The 18,784-nt window shown below is 35.7% G+C and carries 11 protein-coding genes; 4 read left to right on the top strand and 7 right to left on the bottom strand.

All coding sequences use genetic code 11. The annotated features are described in order from the left end of the window. Nucleotides 1-143: 143 nt before the first annotated feature. From ACNQGD_RS03200 to ACNQGD_RS03175, 6 genes are all read right to left on the bottom strand, one after another. Nucleotides 144-1,802 (bottom strand): alpha-amylase family glycosyl hydrolase, encoded by a 1,659-nt coding sequence (locus ACNQGD_RS03200; protein ID WP_417998279.1) that lies wholly within the window; start codon nucleotides 1,800-1,802, stop codon nucleotides 144-146. Between the two features lie 79 nt (nucleotides 1,803-1,881). After that, nucleotides 1,882-3,687 (bottom strand): glycoside hydrolase family 13 protein, encoded by a 1,806-nt coding sequence (locus ACNQGD_RS03195; RefSeq protein ID WP_417998278.1) that lies wholly within the window; start codon nucleotides 3,685-3,687, stop codon nucleotides 1,882-1,884. Between the two features lie 277 nt (nucleotides 3,688-3,964). Continuing rightward, entirely contained in the window at nucleotides 3,965-6,268 is a 2,304-nt protein-coding gene (locus ACNQGD_RS03190; RefSeq protein WP_417998277.1) for a glycoside hydrolase family 65 protein, read from the bottom strand. A 112-nt stretch (nucleotides 6,269-6,380) separates the two neighbouring features. After that, nucleotides 6,381-7,040: a beta-phosphoglucomutase gene (gene pgmB, locus ACNQGD_RS03185; RefSeq protein ID WP_417998276.1), complete on the bottom strand. Its 660-nt coding sequence runs from the start codon at nucleotides 7,038-7,040 to the stop codon at nucleotides 6,381-6,383. Further along, entirely contained in the window at nucleotides 7,033-8,553 is a 1,521-nt protein-coding gene (locus ACNQGD_RS03180; protein ID WP_417998275.1) for an MFS transporter, read from the bottom strand. Before ACNQGD_RS03180 ends, pgmB begins: the two co-directional genes overlap by 8 nt. A 180-nt stretch (nucleotides 8,554-8,733) precedes the next feature. Further along, nucleotides 8,734-9,756 carry a LacI family DNA-binding transcriptional regulator gene (locus tag ACNQGD_RS03175; RefSeq protein WP_417998274.1) on the bottom strand — a complete coding sequence of 341 codons (1,023 nt, stop codon included), beginning with the start codon at nucleotides 9,754-9,756 and terminating at the stop codon, nucleotides 8,734-8,736. A 235-nt stretch (nucleotides 9,757-9,991) separates the two neighbouring features. On the opposite strand from ACNQGD_RS03175, the gene ACNQGD_RS03170 reads away from it, so the two are divergent. The 4 genes from ACNQGD_RS03170 (at nucleotide 9,992) to ACNQGD_RS03155 (ending at nucleotide 18,624) form a co-directional block, all read left to right on the top strand. Next, nucleotides 9,992-12,931, top strand: coding sequence for a SusC/RagA family TonB-linked outer membrane protein (locus tag ACNQGD_RS03170; protein ID WP_417998273.1), 2,940 nt, complete (start codon nucleotides 9,992-9,994; stop codon nucleotides 12,929-12,931). A gap of 17 nt (nucleotides 12,932-12,948) precedes the next feature. Next, a complete protein-coding gene (locus ACNQGD_RS03165; RefSeq protein WP_417998272.1) occupies nucleotides 12,949-14,547 on the top strand; it encodes a RagB/SusD family nutrient uptake outer membrane protein in 1,599 nt (532 codons plus the stop codon). Nucleotides 14,548-14,570: 23 nt separating this feature from the next. Continuing rightward, nucleotides 14,571-15,662: a SusE domain-containing protein gene (locus tag ACNQGD_RS03160; protein ID WP_417996496.1), complete on the top strand. Its 1,092-nt coding sequence runs from the start codon at nucleotides 14,571-14,573 to the stop codon at nucleotides 15,660-15,662. A gap of 73 nt (nucleotides 15,663-15,735) precedes the next feature. Further along, nucleotides 15,736-18,624: an alpha-amylase family glycosyl hydrolase gene (locus ACNQGD_RS03155; RefSeq protein WP_417998271.1), complete on the top strand. Its 2,889-nt coding sequence runs from the start codon at nucleotides 15,736-15,738 to the stop codon at nucleotides 18,622-18,624. A gap of 77 nt (nucleotides 18,625-18,701) precedes the next feature. On the opposite strand, the gene ACNQGD_RS03150 is transcribed toward ACNQGD_RS03155, so the two are convergent. After that, the coding region (locus tag ACNQGD_RS03150) for an IS3 family transposase (RefSeq protein ID WP_417965007.1) at nucleotides 18,702-18,784 on the bottom strand (83 nt) is incomplete at its 5' end.

Here is an 18,784-nt window from a genome sequence, read left to right as displayed (position 1 = left end):
GGGTAAAGGTAAACATAAAAAAACGCCTTCATTTCTAAAGACGTTCAGATTTAAATAGTAAATTTTTATATTTAATTTTGTTTTTTCGATTTGGTTTCCCTTTCCTTTGGAGAGTCCCGAAATTTCGGGAGGGGATAGGACTTTTATTTTTTCAATTCTAATAAAACAATATCAAATTCAGTATCGATTGTCACTTTTCCATTGGAAACTATTGCTTCTTTTCCAGAATACGTATCTTTTAATGATGTTCCGTCTGCGAAAATAGAACCTACAGAAAGCTCTTTGGTGCCAATCGCTAAATCCAATCCAACCACAACTGCATCCGAATAGTCTCCTTTAGAGAAAGTTCTGGAAAAAGTATACGGTTGATCCGAAATTTGCTTGTGAATTCCTGCACCTATTGAAGGATGATTTCTTCTGAACTGACCTAATTTTTGCCAATGCAACAGTGTTTTTTGTGTTTCAGGATTTGATTTGATAGCGTCCCAATTCATAAACGAACGTAATGTAGCATCGCCTTTTGTTCCTTCGATAACTAAAGAACGAGCACTTTCATCACCATAATATACTTGAGAAAGTCCGGGGCTCAGTAATAATTTTGTACCGCTTTCTATAGTTTTGGTACGATTCCCATCAAATGGTCCGCCGTCATCGTGTGAAGACAAATAGTTCAAAACACTATATCCTTTTAAGTCATTGTTTAGCTTATCAGAATATTTGGAAAATATAAATTCATAGTCTTTTTGCGCATCCCATTTGAATTCGAAATTGATCATGTTGTTGAAGCCATTTTGAAAATAGTTTATTTTTTTGTCTCCAAAATCAAAATCTTGTCCGCCGCTGATGCCATAATTGTACACTTCGGCAATCGTGTAAAAAGTATTATTGTCTAAAACTTTTGTTGGATTGTTTTTCTTCCAAGTTTCAAAAGCATAATCACACTGGGTTTTAAAATCAGCCCAAACGGTTTCATCCGTGTGTTTTACGGTGTCACCCCGGTAACCGTCAATTCCGTAATCTACAATATAATCTGTCAGCCATTTGATGATGTAATATTTTGGCGCTCTAGGGTATCCAGTACGGGCAAAAAACGCATCCAATTCTTTCATTTCTTGTTCGTAACGCCCTTCTTTTTTCCATTTTTCGATTAAAAAAGGTGGTAACGCTACCGCTTGATTGCTTTCTGTTTTTATATCCGGAAGATTAGAAACTAGCGTACAAGCAATGGTGTTTTCAAACGATTTGTAATCGCAATTTGGTCCTGTTCGCACCCAATCATTTGGCCAAACGGTATCTTCGGGAGTTACGGGACCGGTATGATTGATGACGCCATCAAGAATGATTCGAATTCCATGCGCGTGTGCTTTTTGAACTAATGCAGCCAAATCTTCTTTTGTTCCAAAGTTAGGATCTAAGTTAGTCCAATCTCTTGCCCAATAGCCATGAAAAGCATAACTCAAACCCGTTCCTTCATCAACGGCATCGTGAATTTGTTCCACTACTGGTGTAAACCAAATGGCATTTATTCCTAATTTATCAAAATAGCCTTCGTCAATTTTTTGAGAAATACCTTTGATATCGCCACCTTCAAAACCACGGAGTTTTCCGGTTGTTTTGGTCCTGTTGAAGTTTATATCATTGGAAGTATCCCCATTATTAAAACGGTCCGTCATTAGAAAATAAACATTCGCTCCTTCCCAAACGAAAGGCGTTTTGGTACTCTCGGCAACCGTTTGTGTACTGGAGCAACTGCTTATTATTGTCATGGTTAATAGTAAAAGTGAGATTGAATATTTTTTCATTTTTTTAGCATTAAATCATTATTTTTTTTGAAACATATAAGGAATTATCAAATCGCTTAAATGCCTTACAAGGTTCAAATTACTGTAACTCTAAAATTAAAACCGACTTAGGTTCTATTATAATTTCGTTTGTAACGTCAAATGTAAGTTCAGAAATAACATCTTTTCCTGTTTTAAAATCTTTGATGTTTTCCTTGAAACGGTGCGTGTTTATAGTTTTGGTTTCGTTGCTGTTGTTCATTAAAACCATAATTGTTTCATGTGTGTTGTATCTAAAATAAACGTAGGTATTATTCTCTGGAATGTAATGTGTCATTTTTCCAAAATGAATCGCCGCTTTAGTTTTTCTCCAATTAAATAATTTAGAAGTAAAATCAAAATACTCATTTTGTCCCGGAGTTCTTCCTTCTTTGATAAACGCATTATTTTGATCGCCTTCCCAACCGCCAGGGAAATCTTGACGAATAGCAGCGTCGCCTTTGTTTTTATCACCGGCCATACCTATTTCGCTTCCGTAATACAATTGTGGAATGCCACGGAGGGTAGCCATCAAAGTCATTGCCATTTTGTATTTTCTAATGTCGTTTCCGTAGGTTTGATTGATCCTGTTGGTATCGTGATTTTCGACAAAAATCAAGATGTTATTGATGTTTGGATACAGAAAATCGTTCGTAAAATTGTCATACAATTTCGCCATTCCTTTGTCCCATGTACCTTCATCTTCATTGAAAACTTTAGTGGTCGCCTCATATAATGAAAAATCCATTACACTTGGTAAATACGAGTTGTAATTTTGAATTTGAGCTATTTTACTGTCTTTTTGCCAATAGGCCATTTGCGCTTGACTTTGCATCCATACCTCTCCTACAATATTAAAATTTGGGTATTCATCTGTTACCGATTTGGTCCATTTTGCAATTCCTTTTGGGTCTGAATAATTATAGGTATCTACTCTAAAACCATCCAAATCAGCGTATTCAATCCACCAGATCGCATTTTGAATCAGGTACTTTAAAGTCAAAGGATTCTTTAAATTTAAATCGGGCATCGATGGAACAAACCAGCCGTCTATAGCGATTTTTTTATCAATTTCTGAAGCATTAGTGTCATGAATAACCGTTCTTTTGTGATTGGTTTGTGTATACGTGTCAAATTGATTGATCCATTCTTTTGTAGGTAAATCTTTCATCATCCAATGTTCAATTCCCCAGTGGTTCGTCACATAATCCATCACCAGTTTCATGTCTCTTTTGTGCATTTCGGAAGCCAATCGTACATAATCAGCATTGGTTCCATAACGCGGATCTATTTTATACACATCAGATTGACCGTAGGTGTGATACGAAAAAGCAGCGTCGTTGTCCTCACAAAGCGGTGTGCTCCAAATGGTCGTTGCGCCAAGTGAAGAAATGTAATCCAAATTTTTTATAATTCCTTCAATATCACCACCGTGTCTTCCGCCGGGTAATTCTCTATTGTATTTTTCTTTGGTAGCCTCTCCACTGTCATTATTTCTGTTTCCATTAGCAAAGCGATCCGGCATCAATAAATACATCATATCCGAAGAGTTAAAGCTTTTGCGTTGCGCGGAGTTTTCTCTTCTTTGGCGCAAGCTGTATTTTTGTGTAAATGTTTCTTTGTTGTTGTTTTTAAAAGTAAAAACGAAATCGGATGCAGCCACTTTTTTGGTGTCAATGGTAACAAAAATATAGTTTGGATTTTCTGTTCTTTTAACGTTGGTTATTTTTATTCCATTGGAAACAGTCACTTGATATTGCGCTATGTCTTTGCCATAAAATAAAATTTGCAGTTCTGGATTTTGCATTCCTGCATACCAAAATGGCGGTTCAATTTTATCTATTTGAGCGTTTATAGTGAAAGACATAAAAAAAAGGAATAAGGTTGTTTTTTTTAGAAAGCTCTTATTTAGGAACGGTAAAGGAATAATTTTATTCATTGTGAAATACATTTTATTAAATTTTTAAACAATATTAAAATAAAGACGATGTGCTTTTCAAGGAATTATTGTTTGGAACAATACAAAAATACTGCTACGTAGTGTAACCAAGTAAACAATCCCAATGTTTATTGGGATTGTTAGTAAGCCCAGCTAGGCTTGGGATCAAATGATAGAATTAACTACAAGTTCTAGCAATTGTTTATTATACCGTAACTAAATTCTCAGACTTAACGACTATTGGCTGACCATTTACTATGATTTTCAATTCTTTATCGCCATCAATTGAAAAAGTTATCTCCTTATGATTGATCGCTACTTTCAAAATTTGATTTCTGAAATTAATTTTAAACGAATACCCTTCCCATTCTTTTGGAATTTTTGGAGAAAAATGAAGCATATCTTCTTTAATTCTCATTCCGCCAAAACCTTCCACGATACTCATCCAAGTTCCTGCCATCGATGTAATGTGACAGCCTTCTTCCACTTCTTTATTGTAATCGTCTAAATCCAAACGTGAAGTTCTCAAATAGAACGTATACGCCATATCCATTTTGTCTAATAAAGCGGCTTGAATCGAGTGTACGCATGGCGAAAGTGAACTTTCATGAACGGTAAATGATTCGTAAAATTCAAAATTATTTTTCAGTTCTTCTTTCGAAAAATGATCTTCGAAGAAATAGAAACACTGTAAAACATCGGCTTGTTTGATATATGGCGAACGCAAAATTCGGTCCCAAGACCATTTCTGGTTGATTGGTCTTTGACTTTTATCCAAATCAGCTACGCGAACTAAATCTTTGTCCAAGAAGCCATCTTGTTGCAAGTACACATTATGTTCTTCCGAAAATGGGAAATACATATTATCCGAAACTTTTTTCCAAGATTGCAATTCGGAATCCGAGATTTTTACTTTCTCAGAAATTCTTTTGTGATCCGAAGGGTATTCCAGAGACACTTTTTGAATTTGCTCGTACGTATATTCCAGACACCATTTTGCAATATAATTGGTGTAGAAATTATTGTTTACATTGTTCTCATATTCGTTTGGACCGGTAACACCAAGAATTACGTACTGGTTTAATTTAGTGGAAAAGTTGGCTCTTTGATGCCAAAAACGAGCGATTCCTATTAATACTTCCAGTCCTTTTTCGGGGATATAACTGTAGTCGCCAGTGTATCTGTAAAAGTTATAAATGGCAAATGCGATGGCTCCATTTCTATGAATTTCTTCAAAAGTAATTTCCCATTCGTTATGGCATTCTTCACCGTTCATCGTTACCATTGGATATAAAGCAGCTCCGTTAGTAAATCCTAATTTGGCAGCGTTTTCAATGGCTTTGTCCAATTGATTGTAGCGGTAGGTCAATAAATTTCGAGCCACTTCCTGATCTTTGGTCGCCATGTAAAACGGAATGCAATACGCTTCGGTATCCCAGTAAGTTGATCCGCCGTATTTCTCACCAGTGAAACCTTTTGGTCCAATATTCAAACGAGAATCCTTTCCTAAATAAGTTTGGTTCAACTGAAAAATATTGAAACGAATTCCTTGTTGGGCTTTTACATCGCCATCAATTGTAATATCTGACATTTCCCAAATTTTTGCCCAAGCATCAATCTGGTCCTGTAACATGTTTTCGTATCCTAATACTAATGCGGATTGAATCACTTTCTCCGCAGCAGTAACGGTGTTTTCGTGGTTTAAAGAAATCGTGTAACCACCAATTTTTTGAATAGATGATTTTTGGCCTTGCGCCACAATTACATCGTAACTAAATTGAATTTTATCGGAAGTTGCATCAATATTGGAAGGAGAAATAGCTGTTTTTTCGCCATTAGCCAAAATGCTATTCTGCATGAAAGTAGTTACTTTGAAATGTGTTTTGAACGTTTGAGCCGTTACAAAAGCTTCATTTCCTGATTTTTTGACGTCCAGTGGTTCCCAGAATTTCTCTTCCCAGTTGGCATCTTCATTGGTTACACCAGCGTCGATATAGGGCTTGTAAACTATTTTTGAATCTTTGTTCAAAGGAGTTATTTCGTAATTAATAACGCCAACTTCATCCAAAACGATAGAAAGAAAACGTCGAATAGTAACTGCGATCTCGGTTCCGTTTTTTAAAGTCGCTTCAAAAGAACGATTGTACCAACCTTCTTTCATGTTCAGCTCACGACGAAAGTTTTTGACTTCGGTACAGGCATTCAAATCCAGTTTTTCTCCGTTGATTTCGATATCTATTCCAATCCAGTTTGGAGCATTTAAAACTTTCGCAAAATATTCCGGATACCCGTTTTTCCACCAGCCCACTTTAGTTTTGTCTGGGTAATATATTCCGGCGATGTAACTTCCTTGGAATGTTTCTCCAGTATAATTTTCTTCAAAATTAGCACGTTGTCCCATGGCACCGTTCCCAATGCTGAACAAGCTTTCAGATGATTTCACACTCTCTACATCAAATCCTTCTTCTATGATGGACCAATTATCTGGTTTTATATAATCTTGATTCATTTTTTTCTAATTTAAAAATTCAATTATTTAAAAATTTAAAGATTGTTGTGATTCGGATCCAATCTTGTTCTTTTTTACTTTTTTGAATCTTGTTTCTTAATTCTTTTTGACTCTATTCTTTAATTAAATCTTCTATGAAGTTGGTGTCAATTGCGGTGAAATCGTTGAAGATGTATTTTGCTTCATGTAAAATACCAGAGTCACCGATTCCTACACTGGTCATGTTTCCAATATTAGCCGCTTGAACTCCCGCCACTGAATCTTCAAAAACAATTGCGTTCTCTGGTTCGATAAGTAATAATTTTGAAGCTATCAGGAAAACTTCCGGATCAGGTTTTGCGTTGGTCACATCATTCCCATCGACAATAGCATCAAAGTAGGAGAGTAATCCGGTCTTTTCAAGAATGGGTCTGGCATTTTTACTAGCAGAACCCAATGCGATTGGTTGGCCTTTTTCTTTTAGAAATTTTAAAATAGGAAAGACTCCCGGAAGAATTTCGCTTTCATCCATATCAACTAAATAGGATAAATACTCCTCATTTTTTTGAAATAACCATCGGTCTTTATCTTCTTGCGAAGCTTCCACTTTTCCTAATTCCAATATAATATCCAAAGAGCGCACGCGGCTGACTCCTTTTAATAATTCATTGTGTTCCAGTGTAAATTCAATATTTAATTCATTGGCGATTTTTTGCCACGCTAAATAATGATATTTTGCGGTGTCAACAATTACTCCGTCGAGGTCAAATATGAATGCTTTTCTATTATTCATGAATTTCAATTTTTGTTCTGTTGTTTACTCTAAGGGTAAGTAAACCGGCAAATATCATTGATACTCCGCCAATTAATAATGCGTAAATAGGTTCGTTTTGAAAAAATTGTTTGACAATAAAACCCAAGATCGTTGCAGCAACAATTTGAGGAATAACTACAAAAAAGTTGAAAACGCCCATGTAATAGCCCATTTTTGCGGCTGGTAAAGCACCTGATAGCATCGCATAAGGCATTGATAAAATACTTGCCCATGCAATACCAACTCCTAGCATTGGAATTAATAATAAATATTTGTCTCCAATAAAATAAATAGAAAGTAATCCTACACCACCGGAGCACAATGCCAGTAAATGTGTGGATCGAACCCCTACTTTTTTTGCTATTACAGGCAGTAAAAAAGCAACTGCAGCAGCTACTCCATTGTAAACAGTGAAAAGTACTGAGACCCAGTCGGCAGCATCATTATACACTTTTGAAGTCGTATCTGTTGTTCTAAAAATATGTTGTGTAACAGCTTGAGTCGTGTAAATCCACATGGAGAAAAGTGCAAACCAAGAAAAGAATTGAACCCAAGCCAATTTTTTCATTGTGGTGGGCATGTTCAATAAATCCGTCATGATTATGGTGAAACCATTTTTTATTTGGATAACTCTAAGTCTGGCGGTAACCATGAATAAAATTCCAATCACAATTAAGCCGACAAATAAAATATAGAGTTCTTTAGTAAGTTGGTTTTCGTAAATAATAAAGGAAATGACGCTTCCTAACAAAGTCATTATAAGTCCTAAATTGAATTGTCTTTTGATATTCGCTTTAGCCTCAAACTCAGTTTCAATTGGAGTGATTTCTTTAGTTTCTTTATCTTTTTGTTCAAAAGCTTCTAACTCTGCTGGAGAATACTCCGTAGATTTAAAAATAGTCCACAGCACAGCCAATAGAAAAACAACTCCTCCTATATAGAAGGACCATTTTACAGAATCTGGAATGATTCCTTCAGCTGCGGTATTGCTTACGCCAAAAACATTGGTAAAAATGTAAGGGAGTAAGGAACCAACAACAGCACCTAATCCAATGAAAAAACTTTGCATGGCAAAACCTAAGGTACGTTGTTTTTCTGGTAGATTATCCCCTACAAAGGCACGGAAAGGTTCCATCGAAATGTTGATTGAGGCATCCATCATCCATAATGTTCCAGCGGCAATCCACAACGTAGGGGAATTGGGCATTATGAACAAAGCTATCGATGATAAAATAGCACCCACCAGAAAATAAGGTCTGCGTCGGCCTAATCTGGTCCAAGTTCTATCGCTAAAATAACCAATTATGGGTTGAATAACTAAACCTGTTACAGGAGCTGCAATCCATAAAATAGGGATTTCATCAACTTTTGCACCTAATGTTTCAAAAATTCTTGAAGTGTTTGCGTTTTGCAGTGCAAAACCAAATTGTATTCCTAGAAAACCGAAACTCATGTTCCAAATTTGCCAGAAACTTAATTTACGCTTTTCCATTATCGTAATTTAAAAAATTAATACGATAAGCGCTATGCTTATCAAAACTTATCTTATTTTCGAAGTAAAAGTTGAAGCTTTGAACGGGTAAATATAAAAATATATTTCAAACTTTTGTTTCGCAGAAAGAAATAAAAGGAAAGATTTTTAACTACAAGGTTGTAGTACTGAATTAAATAACTAAATTGTTGACTCTCTTTCGATCAAATGGGTTTCAATTACTTCGGTTTTATAATTTTCGTCTTCTTCATCTTCTTCAGATTCGAGTCTTTCAATCAGCATTTTTGCGGCTTTATTTCCCATTTTTATTCCATTCTGACTTACAGTAGTGATAGTAGGTGTCGAATATTTGGAAATTATACCATCTGTAAAAGCAATAACCGCTAGGTCATTAGGGACATTCAGTCCTATTTTATTTGCTGTTTTGATTATAGTGACTGCAAAAAGTTCATTTACTGCAAAAACGGCATCAATGGCTTTGTCTTCCAATAATTTTCCAATGGTGATTTCGCAGGTATCGATGTCTTCGATTTTGATGATTAGGTTTTCATTAAAAGGTATTCCGTTATCAAGAAGTGCTTTGGTATAACCATCAGTCCGTAGTTTTCCAACGCTCACATAATCAACGGTAGTAACTAAGGCTATTTTTTTTCGGCCTTTATCAATCAAGCTTTGAACAGCTTCATAAGCGGCATATTTGTCATCTATAATTACTTTGTCGCAAAGGATATCATTAGTGACTCTGTCAAACATGACCACAGGCATTCCTTGATTGATAACTTCTGTAATGTGATGAAAATCACCTCTAAATTGAGTTTCTTTTGAAAGCGACATGATGAAACCATCAATGCTGCCATTAGCAAGCATCTCCATATTTAAGACTTCTTTGTCAAATGAATCGTCTGAAAGGCATATGATAACACTATATCCATTTTCGTTAGCTACTTGTTCGATTCCGTTGATGACTGTTGAAAAGAAATGGTGAACAATTTCGGGGATAATGATTCCAATAGTTTTAGTTTTTCGATTTTTTAGGCTAAGGGCTATATTATTGGGTTTGTAGTTGTAGAATTTAGCGAAAGCCTGCACTTTTAATCTGGTTTCTTCACCTATTTCGAGGCTGTTTCTCAAGGATTTTGAAACGGTAGAAATGGATACATCTAATTCTTTTGCAATTTGTTTAAGCGTAATTTTCCTTTTCATGGTGAAGATCTGGTAAAAAATTATTTCTTAATAAAGATAAAATTAAATTTTATAAATGGTAATTAAACTGATAAAAATTTATGTAAATCAGAAAGTTTTCAACACTATTACGTTTTCGTAAGTTAAATAAAAAGAGGTCTCGTCGGGCATGATAAAATTTACATAAATTTAACATTCGAAGTAATAGTTAAGGTTAAAAACTCAACAAAAAATTAAATTAATTTAAACAAAAAGTATGAAAACAATTTATAAAAAGTTGTTAATTTTAGTACTACTACTCCCTTTTAGTATTCTGGCTCAGAATACTGTTGGCGGAACTGTTCTTGATAAGGTGTCAGGACAGCCAATTCCGGGGGTAAATGTAAATGTACAAGGTGCCGCTAATGGTGCTTCTACTGATTTTGATGGTAAATATCAGTTATCTAACGTTAAGAAAGGCGATAAAATCGTGTTTTCTTACATCGGATATAAAAATACGGTTGTGGATTATGTTGCCCAAAAAGCATTGAACGTTTCTTTAGAAGAAGATGCGAATCAATTAAAAGAAGTTGTAATTCAAGTGGGTTACGGTACTGTTAAGAAGAAAGATGCGACCGGAGCTGTAACGGTTTTGACTACAAAAGATTTTAATAAAGGGCCTGTAACTTCTGCGGATCAGATGATTCAAGGTAAAGTTGCTGGTTTGCAAATTATTAACGGTGGCGGTTCTCCTGGAGAAGGCGCAACCATTAGAATTAGAAGTGGATCTTCTTTATCTGCTAACAACGATCCTTTATATGTAATTGATGGTGTGCCAGTTGCGGCTGGTGGAGTAGAAGGAAGTAGAAATCCATTGTCTACAATCAACCAAAACAACATCGAATCGATTTCAGTATTGAAAGATGCTTCGGCAACGGCTATTTATGGTTCTCGTGCCTCGAATGGTGTAATTATCATTACCACCAAAAAAGGAAAAGCAGGCGATTTACAAGTAAATTACAACGGAAATTTTCAGGTATCTGAAATCACGAACAAAGTGGATGCTTTATCAAGTACGCAATTCAGAGATTTTATAACTGCTCATGGGAATGCGGCACAACAAGCTTTAGTAGGTGCTGCTGATACAGATTGGCAACAGGAGATATACCGAACAGCTATTGGAACAGACCATAATATTTCCTTAAGTGGAGGTTCTGACGATGTGGTTTATAGAGCTTCTGTGGGGTATGCTAATCTAAATGGTATTTTGAAAAGAGATAACATGGAGAGAACCACATTAGGTATTGGTGTAACGGGTAACTTTTTAGATAAGCATTTAAAAATTGAATTGAATAATAATACTTCGGTTATAAACAGTAATTATAGTAATCGTGGTGCTATTGGCTCCGCTATTCGTTTTGACCCAACGCAAGCAGTACGAAATCCTGACGGAACCTTTTTTCAATGGTACACGTCTCCTACTGAAATCAACCAATTGGCTGGAAGAAATCCATTGTCTATGATTGAACAACAAAACAGTTATGGAACGTCATACAGAAGTATTGGAAACATCCAGACAGAATATAAAATGCATTTTTTACCGGAACTGAAAGCAGTGGCTAACCTTGGTTACGATCAATTAACAGGACGTTCATTTGGTAATACGGGAGCTAATTTTTTGAATGGTCTTTCTGGTTCTGGATTTAATAACAGTTATGAAAGAACGCAATCACGGTTTAATAAGTTGATGGATTTATTTTTAAATTACAATAAAGAAGTAGCGTCTATTAATACTGTTTTTGATGTAACGGCAGGATATTCGTATCAAGATTTTAGAGAGTCTTATAATTCTTCAAACTTTAATTTCCAAAGTAATAACACTACTGTAGATCCTAATTTTCCTACGCGTATTAACTTGCAATCTTTTTTTGCACGAACAAACATAAGTATTGCAGATAAATATTTAGTGACATTGTCTTACAGACGTGATGGAACTTCAAGATTCACAGAAACGAATCGTTGGGCAAATTTCCCTGCTGTTGCATTAGCTTGGAAATTGAATGAAGAAAATTTTTTGAAAGAGGTATCTAGTATTTCTACATTAAAAATCCGTGGAGGTTGGGGTATTACCGGACAACAGGATATTGGAGTTAGTTATCCTTCTATTCCATTGTATTTAGCATCTAATACAGCTGCTCAATACCAGTTTGGAAGTGATTTTTACACGACCTACAGACCACAGCCGTACAACAGTAATTTGAAATGGGAACAAACCACTACTGTTAATGCAGGTTTAGATTTTGGATTTGTGAACAATAGAATCACCGGTAGTGTTGATTTATATAAAAGGACTACTGAAGATTTATTATTGTACACACAAAACCCTTCTTTCTTTGGATTTTCAAATTTTGATAATTACAACGTAGGAACAATCGAAAATAAGGGAATTGAAATTGCTGCAGAAGTTATTCCTGTTCGCAATGATAATTTTGAATGGAGAATTGGCGGAAACATAACATTCCAAGATTCTAAAATCACAAAATTGACGACTACACAACCGAATACTCCGGGTATTAATATCGGTGGGTATGAAGGAGCTACAGGAAATACGATTCAAAATCACCAAGTGGGATTTGCGCCAAGTTCCTTTTATGTATATGAGCAAGCGTATGGTGTGGACGGAAAACCATTAGATGGAGTGTATGTCGACAGAAATAAAGATGGATTGATTACACAACAAGACAAATACCGTTTTCATAAACCGGCAGCTGATGTTTTCTATGGTTTCAATACAAGCGTAACCTACAAAAACTTTGATATGGGAATGAACTGGAGAGGATCTTGGGGTAATTATAATTACAACAACGTAGATTCTAGTAAAGGTTCTTTCAATAATATTTTGATCAGAAATACAGATTTATCAAACGGTGTTGAAAATATTTTGGAAACCGGTTTCAGATCAAATGACACCAAACGTTTCGAATCCGATTACTACATTCAGGATGCTTCTTTTATTAGATTGGACAACGTAAGTGTTGGCTATACTTTCAATCAAAAAGAGAATTCTAATTCATTAGTTAAATTGACATTGTCAGCTCAAAATGTTTTGGTAATTACCAAATATGAAGGATTAGATCCGGAAATTTCTGGAGGTATTGATGGAAATTTATACCCACGACCAATTACTTTCACGTTAGGTTTAAACGTTAATTTCTAATACAAATAACAAGAAAAATGAAAAAGATACAAATAAAATTATTGGGTATTTCTTTGTTACTGTTGGTGCTATTATTCCCATCGTGTACAGATGATTTAAACCAATCTCCTGAAGGCAATGTTGCTGTTCCCGGGGATGAATTTTTTAGCACGCCAGAGTCGTACAAACAAAATCTGGCTAAGTTATACGCAGGATTTGCTACTTCAGGTCAAACTGCGGCTGGTTCTCCTGATATCTCTGGAATTGATGAAGGAGAAAGTCAGTATGTCAGAGGGTTTTGGTTGCTGCAGGAATTAACTACAGACGAAGCGGTTATTGGATGGAATGATGGAACAATAAAAGATCTTCACAATCAGACATGGACTTCTTTAGACCGTTTTATCACAGCTACATTTGCCCGTTTCTCTTTTCAAATTGTAAACTGTAATGAGTTTTTAAGACAAACTACAGATGAGAAATTAGCTTCCAGAGGTCTTGATGCTGCTTTAATAGCCGAAATTAAAACGTACAGAGCCGAAGCACGTTTCTTAAGAGCATTGACGTATTGGCACTTAATCGATATGTTTGGTGGTGGATCTTTAGTTACAGAAAATTCTCCAAGTACATTCTTTTACCCAGAATATGCTACAAGAGCAGAACTATACAAGTTTGTTGATGCCGAATTAACTGCGATTACTCCTGAATTGAAAGCACCGAAAACCAATGAAGCATATCGTGCAGACCAAGCTGCTGCTTGGATGTTACACGCTAAATTGTATATGAATGCCAAAGTATACATTGGTACTGATAACTATGCGGGTGCATTACCATTGATTACGAAAGTAATTGGAACAAGTTATTCTTTACATACGAACTACAATCAATTATTTTTAGCTGACAATGATAGAAATGGAGCTCAAAACGAATTTATTTTTGCTATTGCTTTTGATGGTCTTAGAACTCAAACGTATGGAGGGACTACTTTCTTGACGCATGCGCCAGTAGGTGGTACTATGAAAGCTTCCGAATTTGGAATCAATGGTGGTTGGGCTGGTATCAGAACAACATCGGCATTTGTAAATAAGTTTAGTGCGATTACGACTGATGCAAGAGGGAAATTCTACACGGATGGACAAACGAAAGAAATTGTTGACATTAGCTCATTTACGGATGGATACGCTATTCAAAAATTCAGGAATGTAACTGTAAATGGAGTCCAAGGTTCTGATAAATCAGGAGATTTCTCGGATTCTGATTTTCCAATTTTCCGTTTAGCGGATGCATATTTAATGTATGCTGAATGTGCGGTAGTTGGTAAAGTGGGTGATCTTGGAACTGCTAGAGGATATGTAAATGCTTTGAGAACCAGAGCAAATGCTTCAACGATAGCTTCTCTTACTGCTGATGCTATAGGTGCAAACTTAGTTCTTGACGAAAGAGCAAAAGAACTACACTGGGAAGGTCACAGAAGAACGGATTTAATTCGTTTTGGTAAATTTTCAGGCGGAGGTTATTTATGGCCTTGGAAAGGAAATGTAGCTGGTGGAGCGCCAACTCAAGCGTTTAGAAACTTATTTCCTATTCCTGCTACAGCATTAGCATCAAACAGTAAATTACAACAAAACCCTGGATATTAATAATATTAAAAATAAATAGAAAAATGAAAAATATAACTAAATCAGTAATTGCTTTATTTGCGGTACTTGCCTTGTCTTGTAGCGTTGAAGATGTTGAAGACAGACCAGTAATTCAAGGAATTGATACTCCGGAATTAGTAGCACCAGAAAACGATAAATTATACGTGTTACTTGAAGAAAATGCTGACGATGTTGCAGAACGTTTCGTATGGACTAAAGCAACGTATAATGGTGATGTTGAAATAGGATACAAACTTTTAATGGATGTTAAAGGTGGCGATTTTACTAAAGCAATCGAATTAGGAGGTACTTCTGGTGCCACTCAAATCGAAGTTACAGTAAAAATATTAAATCAAGCAGTAATTGAATTAGGTGGTAAACCTGATCAATTAGGGTCTTATGATATCAAAGTAGTTTCTAGTTTAGCAGGAATTGAAAAAATGATGTCTAAAACTCCATTAACTATTTTAATTAATGCGTACACAGGATTGATTCCTTATGAGTTTACTGATTGGTACCTAATTGGTGCAGCAGTTCAAGGAGGCTGGGATAATAAAGTAGATACGAATCACCAACCAATGTTTAGAAACGGTACAGATGCTAGCAAATATTCTTTTACAGGATACTTCGGGGCAGGGAATTTCAAGTTAATTTCTAAAAAAGGAAGCTGGGATTCTCAATTAGGGAGAGCAAGCGCAACAGCCATTGAACTTAACGGTAATGCAGGTGAATTTATAATCGCCACTGCTGGGTATTACAAATTTGTTTTTGACACTACTGCACTGACTTACACATTAGTAGCTTATAATGCTGCTGCAGCGCCTACATTTTCTACTGTTGGTATTATTGGAAGTAGTACTCCTAATAGTTGGGACGCTTCTACTGCATTAACTCAATCAACATTTAACGCACATGTTTGGTCTTTAGATATTTTAGGACTTGTTGATGGTGAAGCTAAATTCAGAGCAAATGATAAATGGGATGTTAGTTGGGGAGGTAAAACAGCTTTCTCAGGAGGAGGAACAGGAGATAATATTCCTGTAACAAAATCAAAATACAAAATCTATTTCAACGATTTAGATGGTAGTTATTTAATGATTCCTAATCAAGAATAATTTATTCCTATAAAAAAAGGGCTGTCTTTAGGATAGCCCTTTTTTTGTTTTCTAATTTAATTAACACTAAACCATGAAAAAAACTATACTTTTTTTATTTTTTTTCCTTTCAATTGTCGCTTCAGCTCAACAACAAACCATTAGTTATAATGTTAGTCCAGCTACTTTTGAGGAGACAACTGCTATTACCATTACTATAAATGGGAATAGTGTAAATGAAGCAACTTGGGGAGTTACCGGAAACGCATTATACATGTGGACCTGGTCTTTTGATATCAATGATTTGAACAGTCTTGATTGTCCTACTAATGGTTCTTGGACTGCGTCTAACGAAGCAAATAGGTTTACCTACAATTCAGCTTCTGATACCTATACTAAAACAGTCACTCCAAATACCTTTTACAATAGAAACGGAATAGGTAAAATAGGTTTCCTCGTTAAAGCTAAGGATGGGACAGGAGATAAAAAATCGCAAGATAATTTTGTTGAAGTTGGCGCCTACCAAGTTACACTAACTGCTCCGGCCGAAAATAGTGCGACCATTATTGCTTCAGGTGGGAGTTTGAGTATTTCAGGGACTAATACCGGTGGAAATGCCAGTTATGTATTAAAGGCAAATGGTACCACTTTAAATACAAATCCAGGGACTTCCAGTTATTCTTACAATCATACGAATATTACAGGAAATCAAAATTATGAATTGCAGATCACTCAAGGAACAACCGTAATTACTAAAAAATTCAGTGCTCTAGTTAATCCGAACGTAGTTAGTGAGACCATGCCGACTGGATTATTGGACGGAATCAATTACAATACAGCTGATGCGACAAAAGCGACTCTAGTGCTGGATGCGCCATTTAAAGATTTTGTGTATGTAGCAGGGAGTTTCAACAACTATCAACCTACAGGTTCTTTTGCGATGAAAAAGGATCTTGCTTCGGGCAAGTTTTGGTTAGAATTAAATGGATTGGTTTCGGGAACTAATTACACGTATCAGTATTGGGTAGTTGATGCATCGCCTATTGCAGGTACGCCTTCTTTAGTAAAAACTGCCGATCCGTATTCCACTTTGGTTTTGTCTCCTTTTGATGATCCGGGAATTTCACCTCTAAATTATCCAAATCTCCCAATTTATCCTGCAGGTCAGGAACGTGAAGTAACGGTATTACAAACAGGAAAAGTTGCTTTTCCTTGGAGTACTGCCACCACAAATTTTATTAAACCGGCTAAAGAAAAACTGGTAGTTTATGAATTGCTCGTGCGTGATTTTGATGCTAACAGAAGTTATCAGGACTTGATTAATAAAATCGATTATTTTAAAAATTTAAAAATTAATGCGATTGAATTGATGCCTGTAATGGAGTTTGAAGGTAATGAAAGTTGGGGATACAATACCTCTTTTCACATGGCTTTGGATAAATTCTACGGTACTTCTGATAAGTTAAAAGAGTTTATTGATTTATGCCATCAAAACGGAATTGCCGTTATTCTTGATGTGGCATTGAACCATGCTTTTGGAAGAAATCCAATGCTTCGTATGTGGATGAATGACCCTGATGGCGACGGTTGGGGTTCTCCCTCCACTGAAAACCCATATTTTAATACAACGGCAATGCACAGTTATAGTGTGGGTGAGGATTTCAATCATCAACAACCCAGAACACAAAACTACGTGCAGCGCGTCATTAAACAATGGGTAGAAGAATATAAAATTGATGGTTTCCGTTGGGATTTAACCAAAGGATTTACTCAGAACTGCCCTGCTAATGTTGCTGGTGGTCAAGAAGCTTGTACCGGTGTTAAACAACAAGATCGAGTAGATGTATTGCGAAAATATGCTGATTATTCTTGGAGTTTAGATCCAACTCATTATACTATTTTTGAGCACTTGGGTAATGATGATGAAGAACAGCTTTGGGCAAATTATAGGATTAATGAAACACCTAACAAAGGTATTATGATGTGGGGCATAATGACCAGTCAGTACAATGAACTGTCTATGGGCTATGCAGGAAATATTTCTCGTATGAACAGTACGAGCCATGGTTTTGCCACAAATAGATTGATGGGTTATGCCGAAAGTCATGATGAAGAACGATTAATGTATAAAAATCTACAATTTGGGAATAGCACAAATGCTGCCCATAATGTAAAAACATTAAATATAGCTTTGTCCAGAATGTCAGCAATTGGAGCCGTTTCTTTATTGGTTCCAGGACCAAAGATGATTTGGCAATTTGGAGAATTAGGATGGGAATCTTCTATTTTTGCTTGCAATAATGGGAGTGTAAATTCTCCTTCAGATGCAACATCTGGGGATTGTAAATTAGATACCAAACAGCAACCACAATGGGTTAATAATTGGCTTGGAGATACCAATAGAAGTAAAATTTATAACGATTGGTCTAAAATGATTACGATGAAAACGGTAGAACCTGTTTTTTCAGGAACTGCAACCATGTCGAATACCAGTTCGTTATATCCAAATATCAAAATCACCAATAGTGCTTTGGCGTCAAGCCAACTTAAAGATGTTTTAATCTTGGCTAATTTTAATGTAACCACACAAAATGTAGCAACTGGATTTCCTTACACCGGCGAATGGTACAATTTGATGGATAATACAACAATTATGGTGGCTAATGTAAATGATCTAATAACAATTCCGGCTGGTGAATATCGAATCTATGGAAACAAAACGGCCTCTTTGGCAATAGTTGATTATGAGAAAATACCAACTGTTTTGTTGTATCCAAATCCGGCTTCCAGTTATTTTACTTTAAATGCAGCGACTTCTAAAGTTCAGATTTTTTCTATAACAGGACAATTGGTAAAATCGTTTGATGCAAATCAATCTGAAGGGCATCAATTTATAGTTAGTGATTTGAATCAAGGTCTTTATGTTGTAAAAGCGTATGATGAGAATAATGGCGTTGAGGTATTGAAGTTTATTAAGGAATAATACAGTTTGTTTTGTTTTAAATGTTTAAAAGGCTGTCTTTACCTAGACTGCACCCAAAAGTTTAGACAAATTTATAATTAATTTTGATAATAATGAGCCCGATATTGTGTCGGGCTCATTCCGTTTAAATTCAGTTTTATTCTTTCATTATTGTAATATT

Origin of the sequence: Flavobacterium glucosi (genome assembly GCF_048286535.1) — a bacterium.
Lineage (GTDB): Bacteria > Bacteroidota > Bacteroidia > Flavobacteriales > Flavobacteriaceae > Flavobacterium.
The sequence above is the reverse complement of the archived record's forward strand: the minus strand, read 5'-3'. Positions and strand labels throughout refer to the sequence as shown.

What these genes read in the sequence shown, in the direction of transcription:
- ACNQGD_RS03200 (WP_417998279.1), bottom strand. Translation starts at nt 1,802, where the DNA reads ATGAAAAAATATTCAATCTCACTTTTACTATTAACCATGACAATAATA.
- ACNQGD_RS03195 (WP_417998278.1), bottom strand. Translation starts at nt 3,687, where the DNA reads ATGTCTTTCACTATAAACGCTCAAATAGATAAAATTGAACCGCCATTT.
- ACNQGD_RS03190 (WP_417998277.1), bottom strand. Translation starts at nt 6,268, where the DNA reads ATGAATCAAGATTATATAAAACCAGATAATTGGTCCATCATAGAAGAA.
- pgmB (WP_417998276.1), bottom strand. Translation starts at nt 7,040, where the DNA reads ATGAATAATAGAAAAGCATTCATATTTGACCTCGACGGAGTAATTGTT.
- ACNQGD_RS03180 (WP_417998275.1), bottom strand. Translation starts at nt 8,553, where the DNA reads ATGGAAAAGCGTAAATTAAGTTTCTGGCAAATTTGGAACATGAGTTTC.
- ACNQGD_RS03175 (WP_417998274.1), bottom strand. Translation starts at nt 9,756, where the DNA reads ATGAAAAGGAAAATTACGCTTAAACAAATTGCAAAAGAATTAGATGTA.
- ACNQGD_RS03170 (WP_417998273.1), top strand. Translation starts at nt 9,992, where the DNA reads ATGAAAACAATTTATAAAAAGTTGTTAATTTTAGTACTACTACTCCCT.
- ACNQGD_RS03165 (WP_417998272.1), top strand. Translation starts at nt 12,949, where the DNA reads ATGAAAAAGATACAAATAAAATTATTGGGTATTTCTTTGTTACTGTTG.
- ACNQGD_RS03160 (WP_417996496.1), top strand. Translation starts at nt 14,571, where the DNA reads ATGAAAAATATAACTAAATCAGTAATTGCTTTATTTGCGGTACTTGCC.
- ACNQGD_RS03155 (WP_417998271.1), top strand. Translation starts at nt 15,736, where the DNA reads ATGAAAAAAACTATACTTTTTTTATTTTTTTTCCTTTCAATTGTCGCT.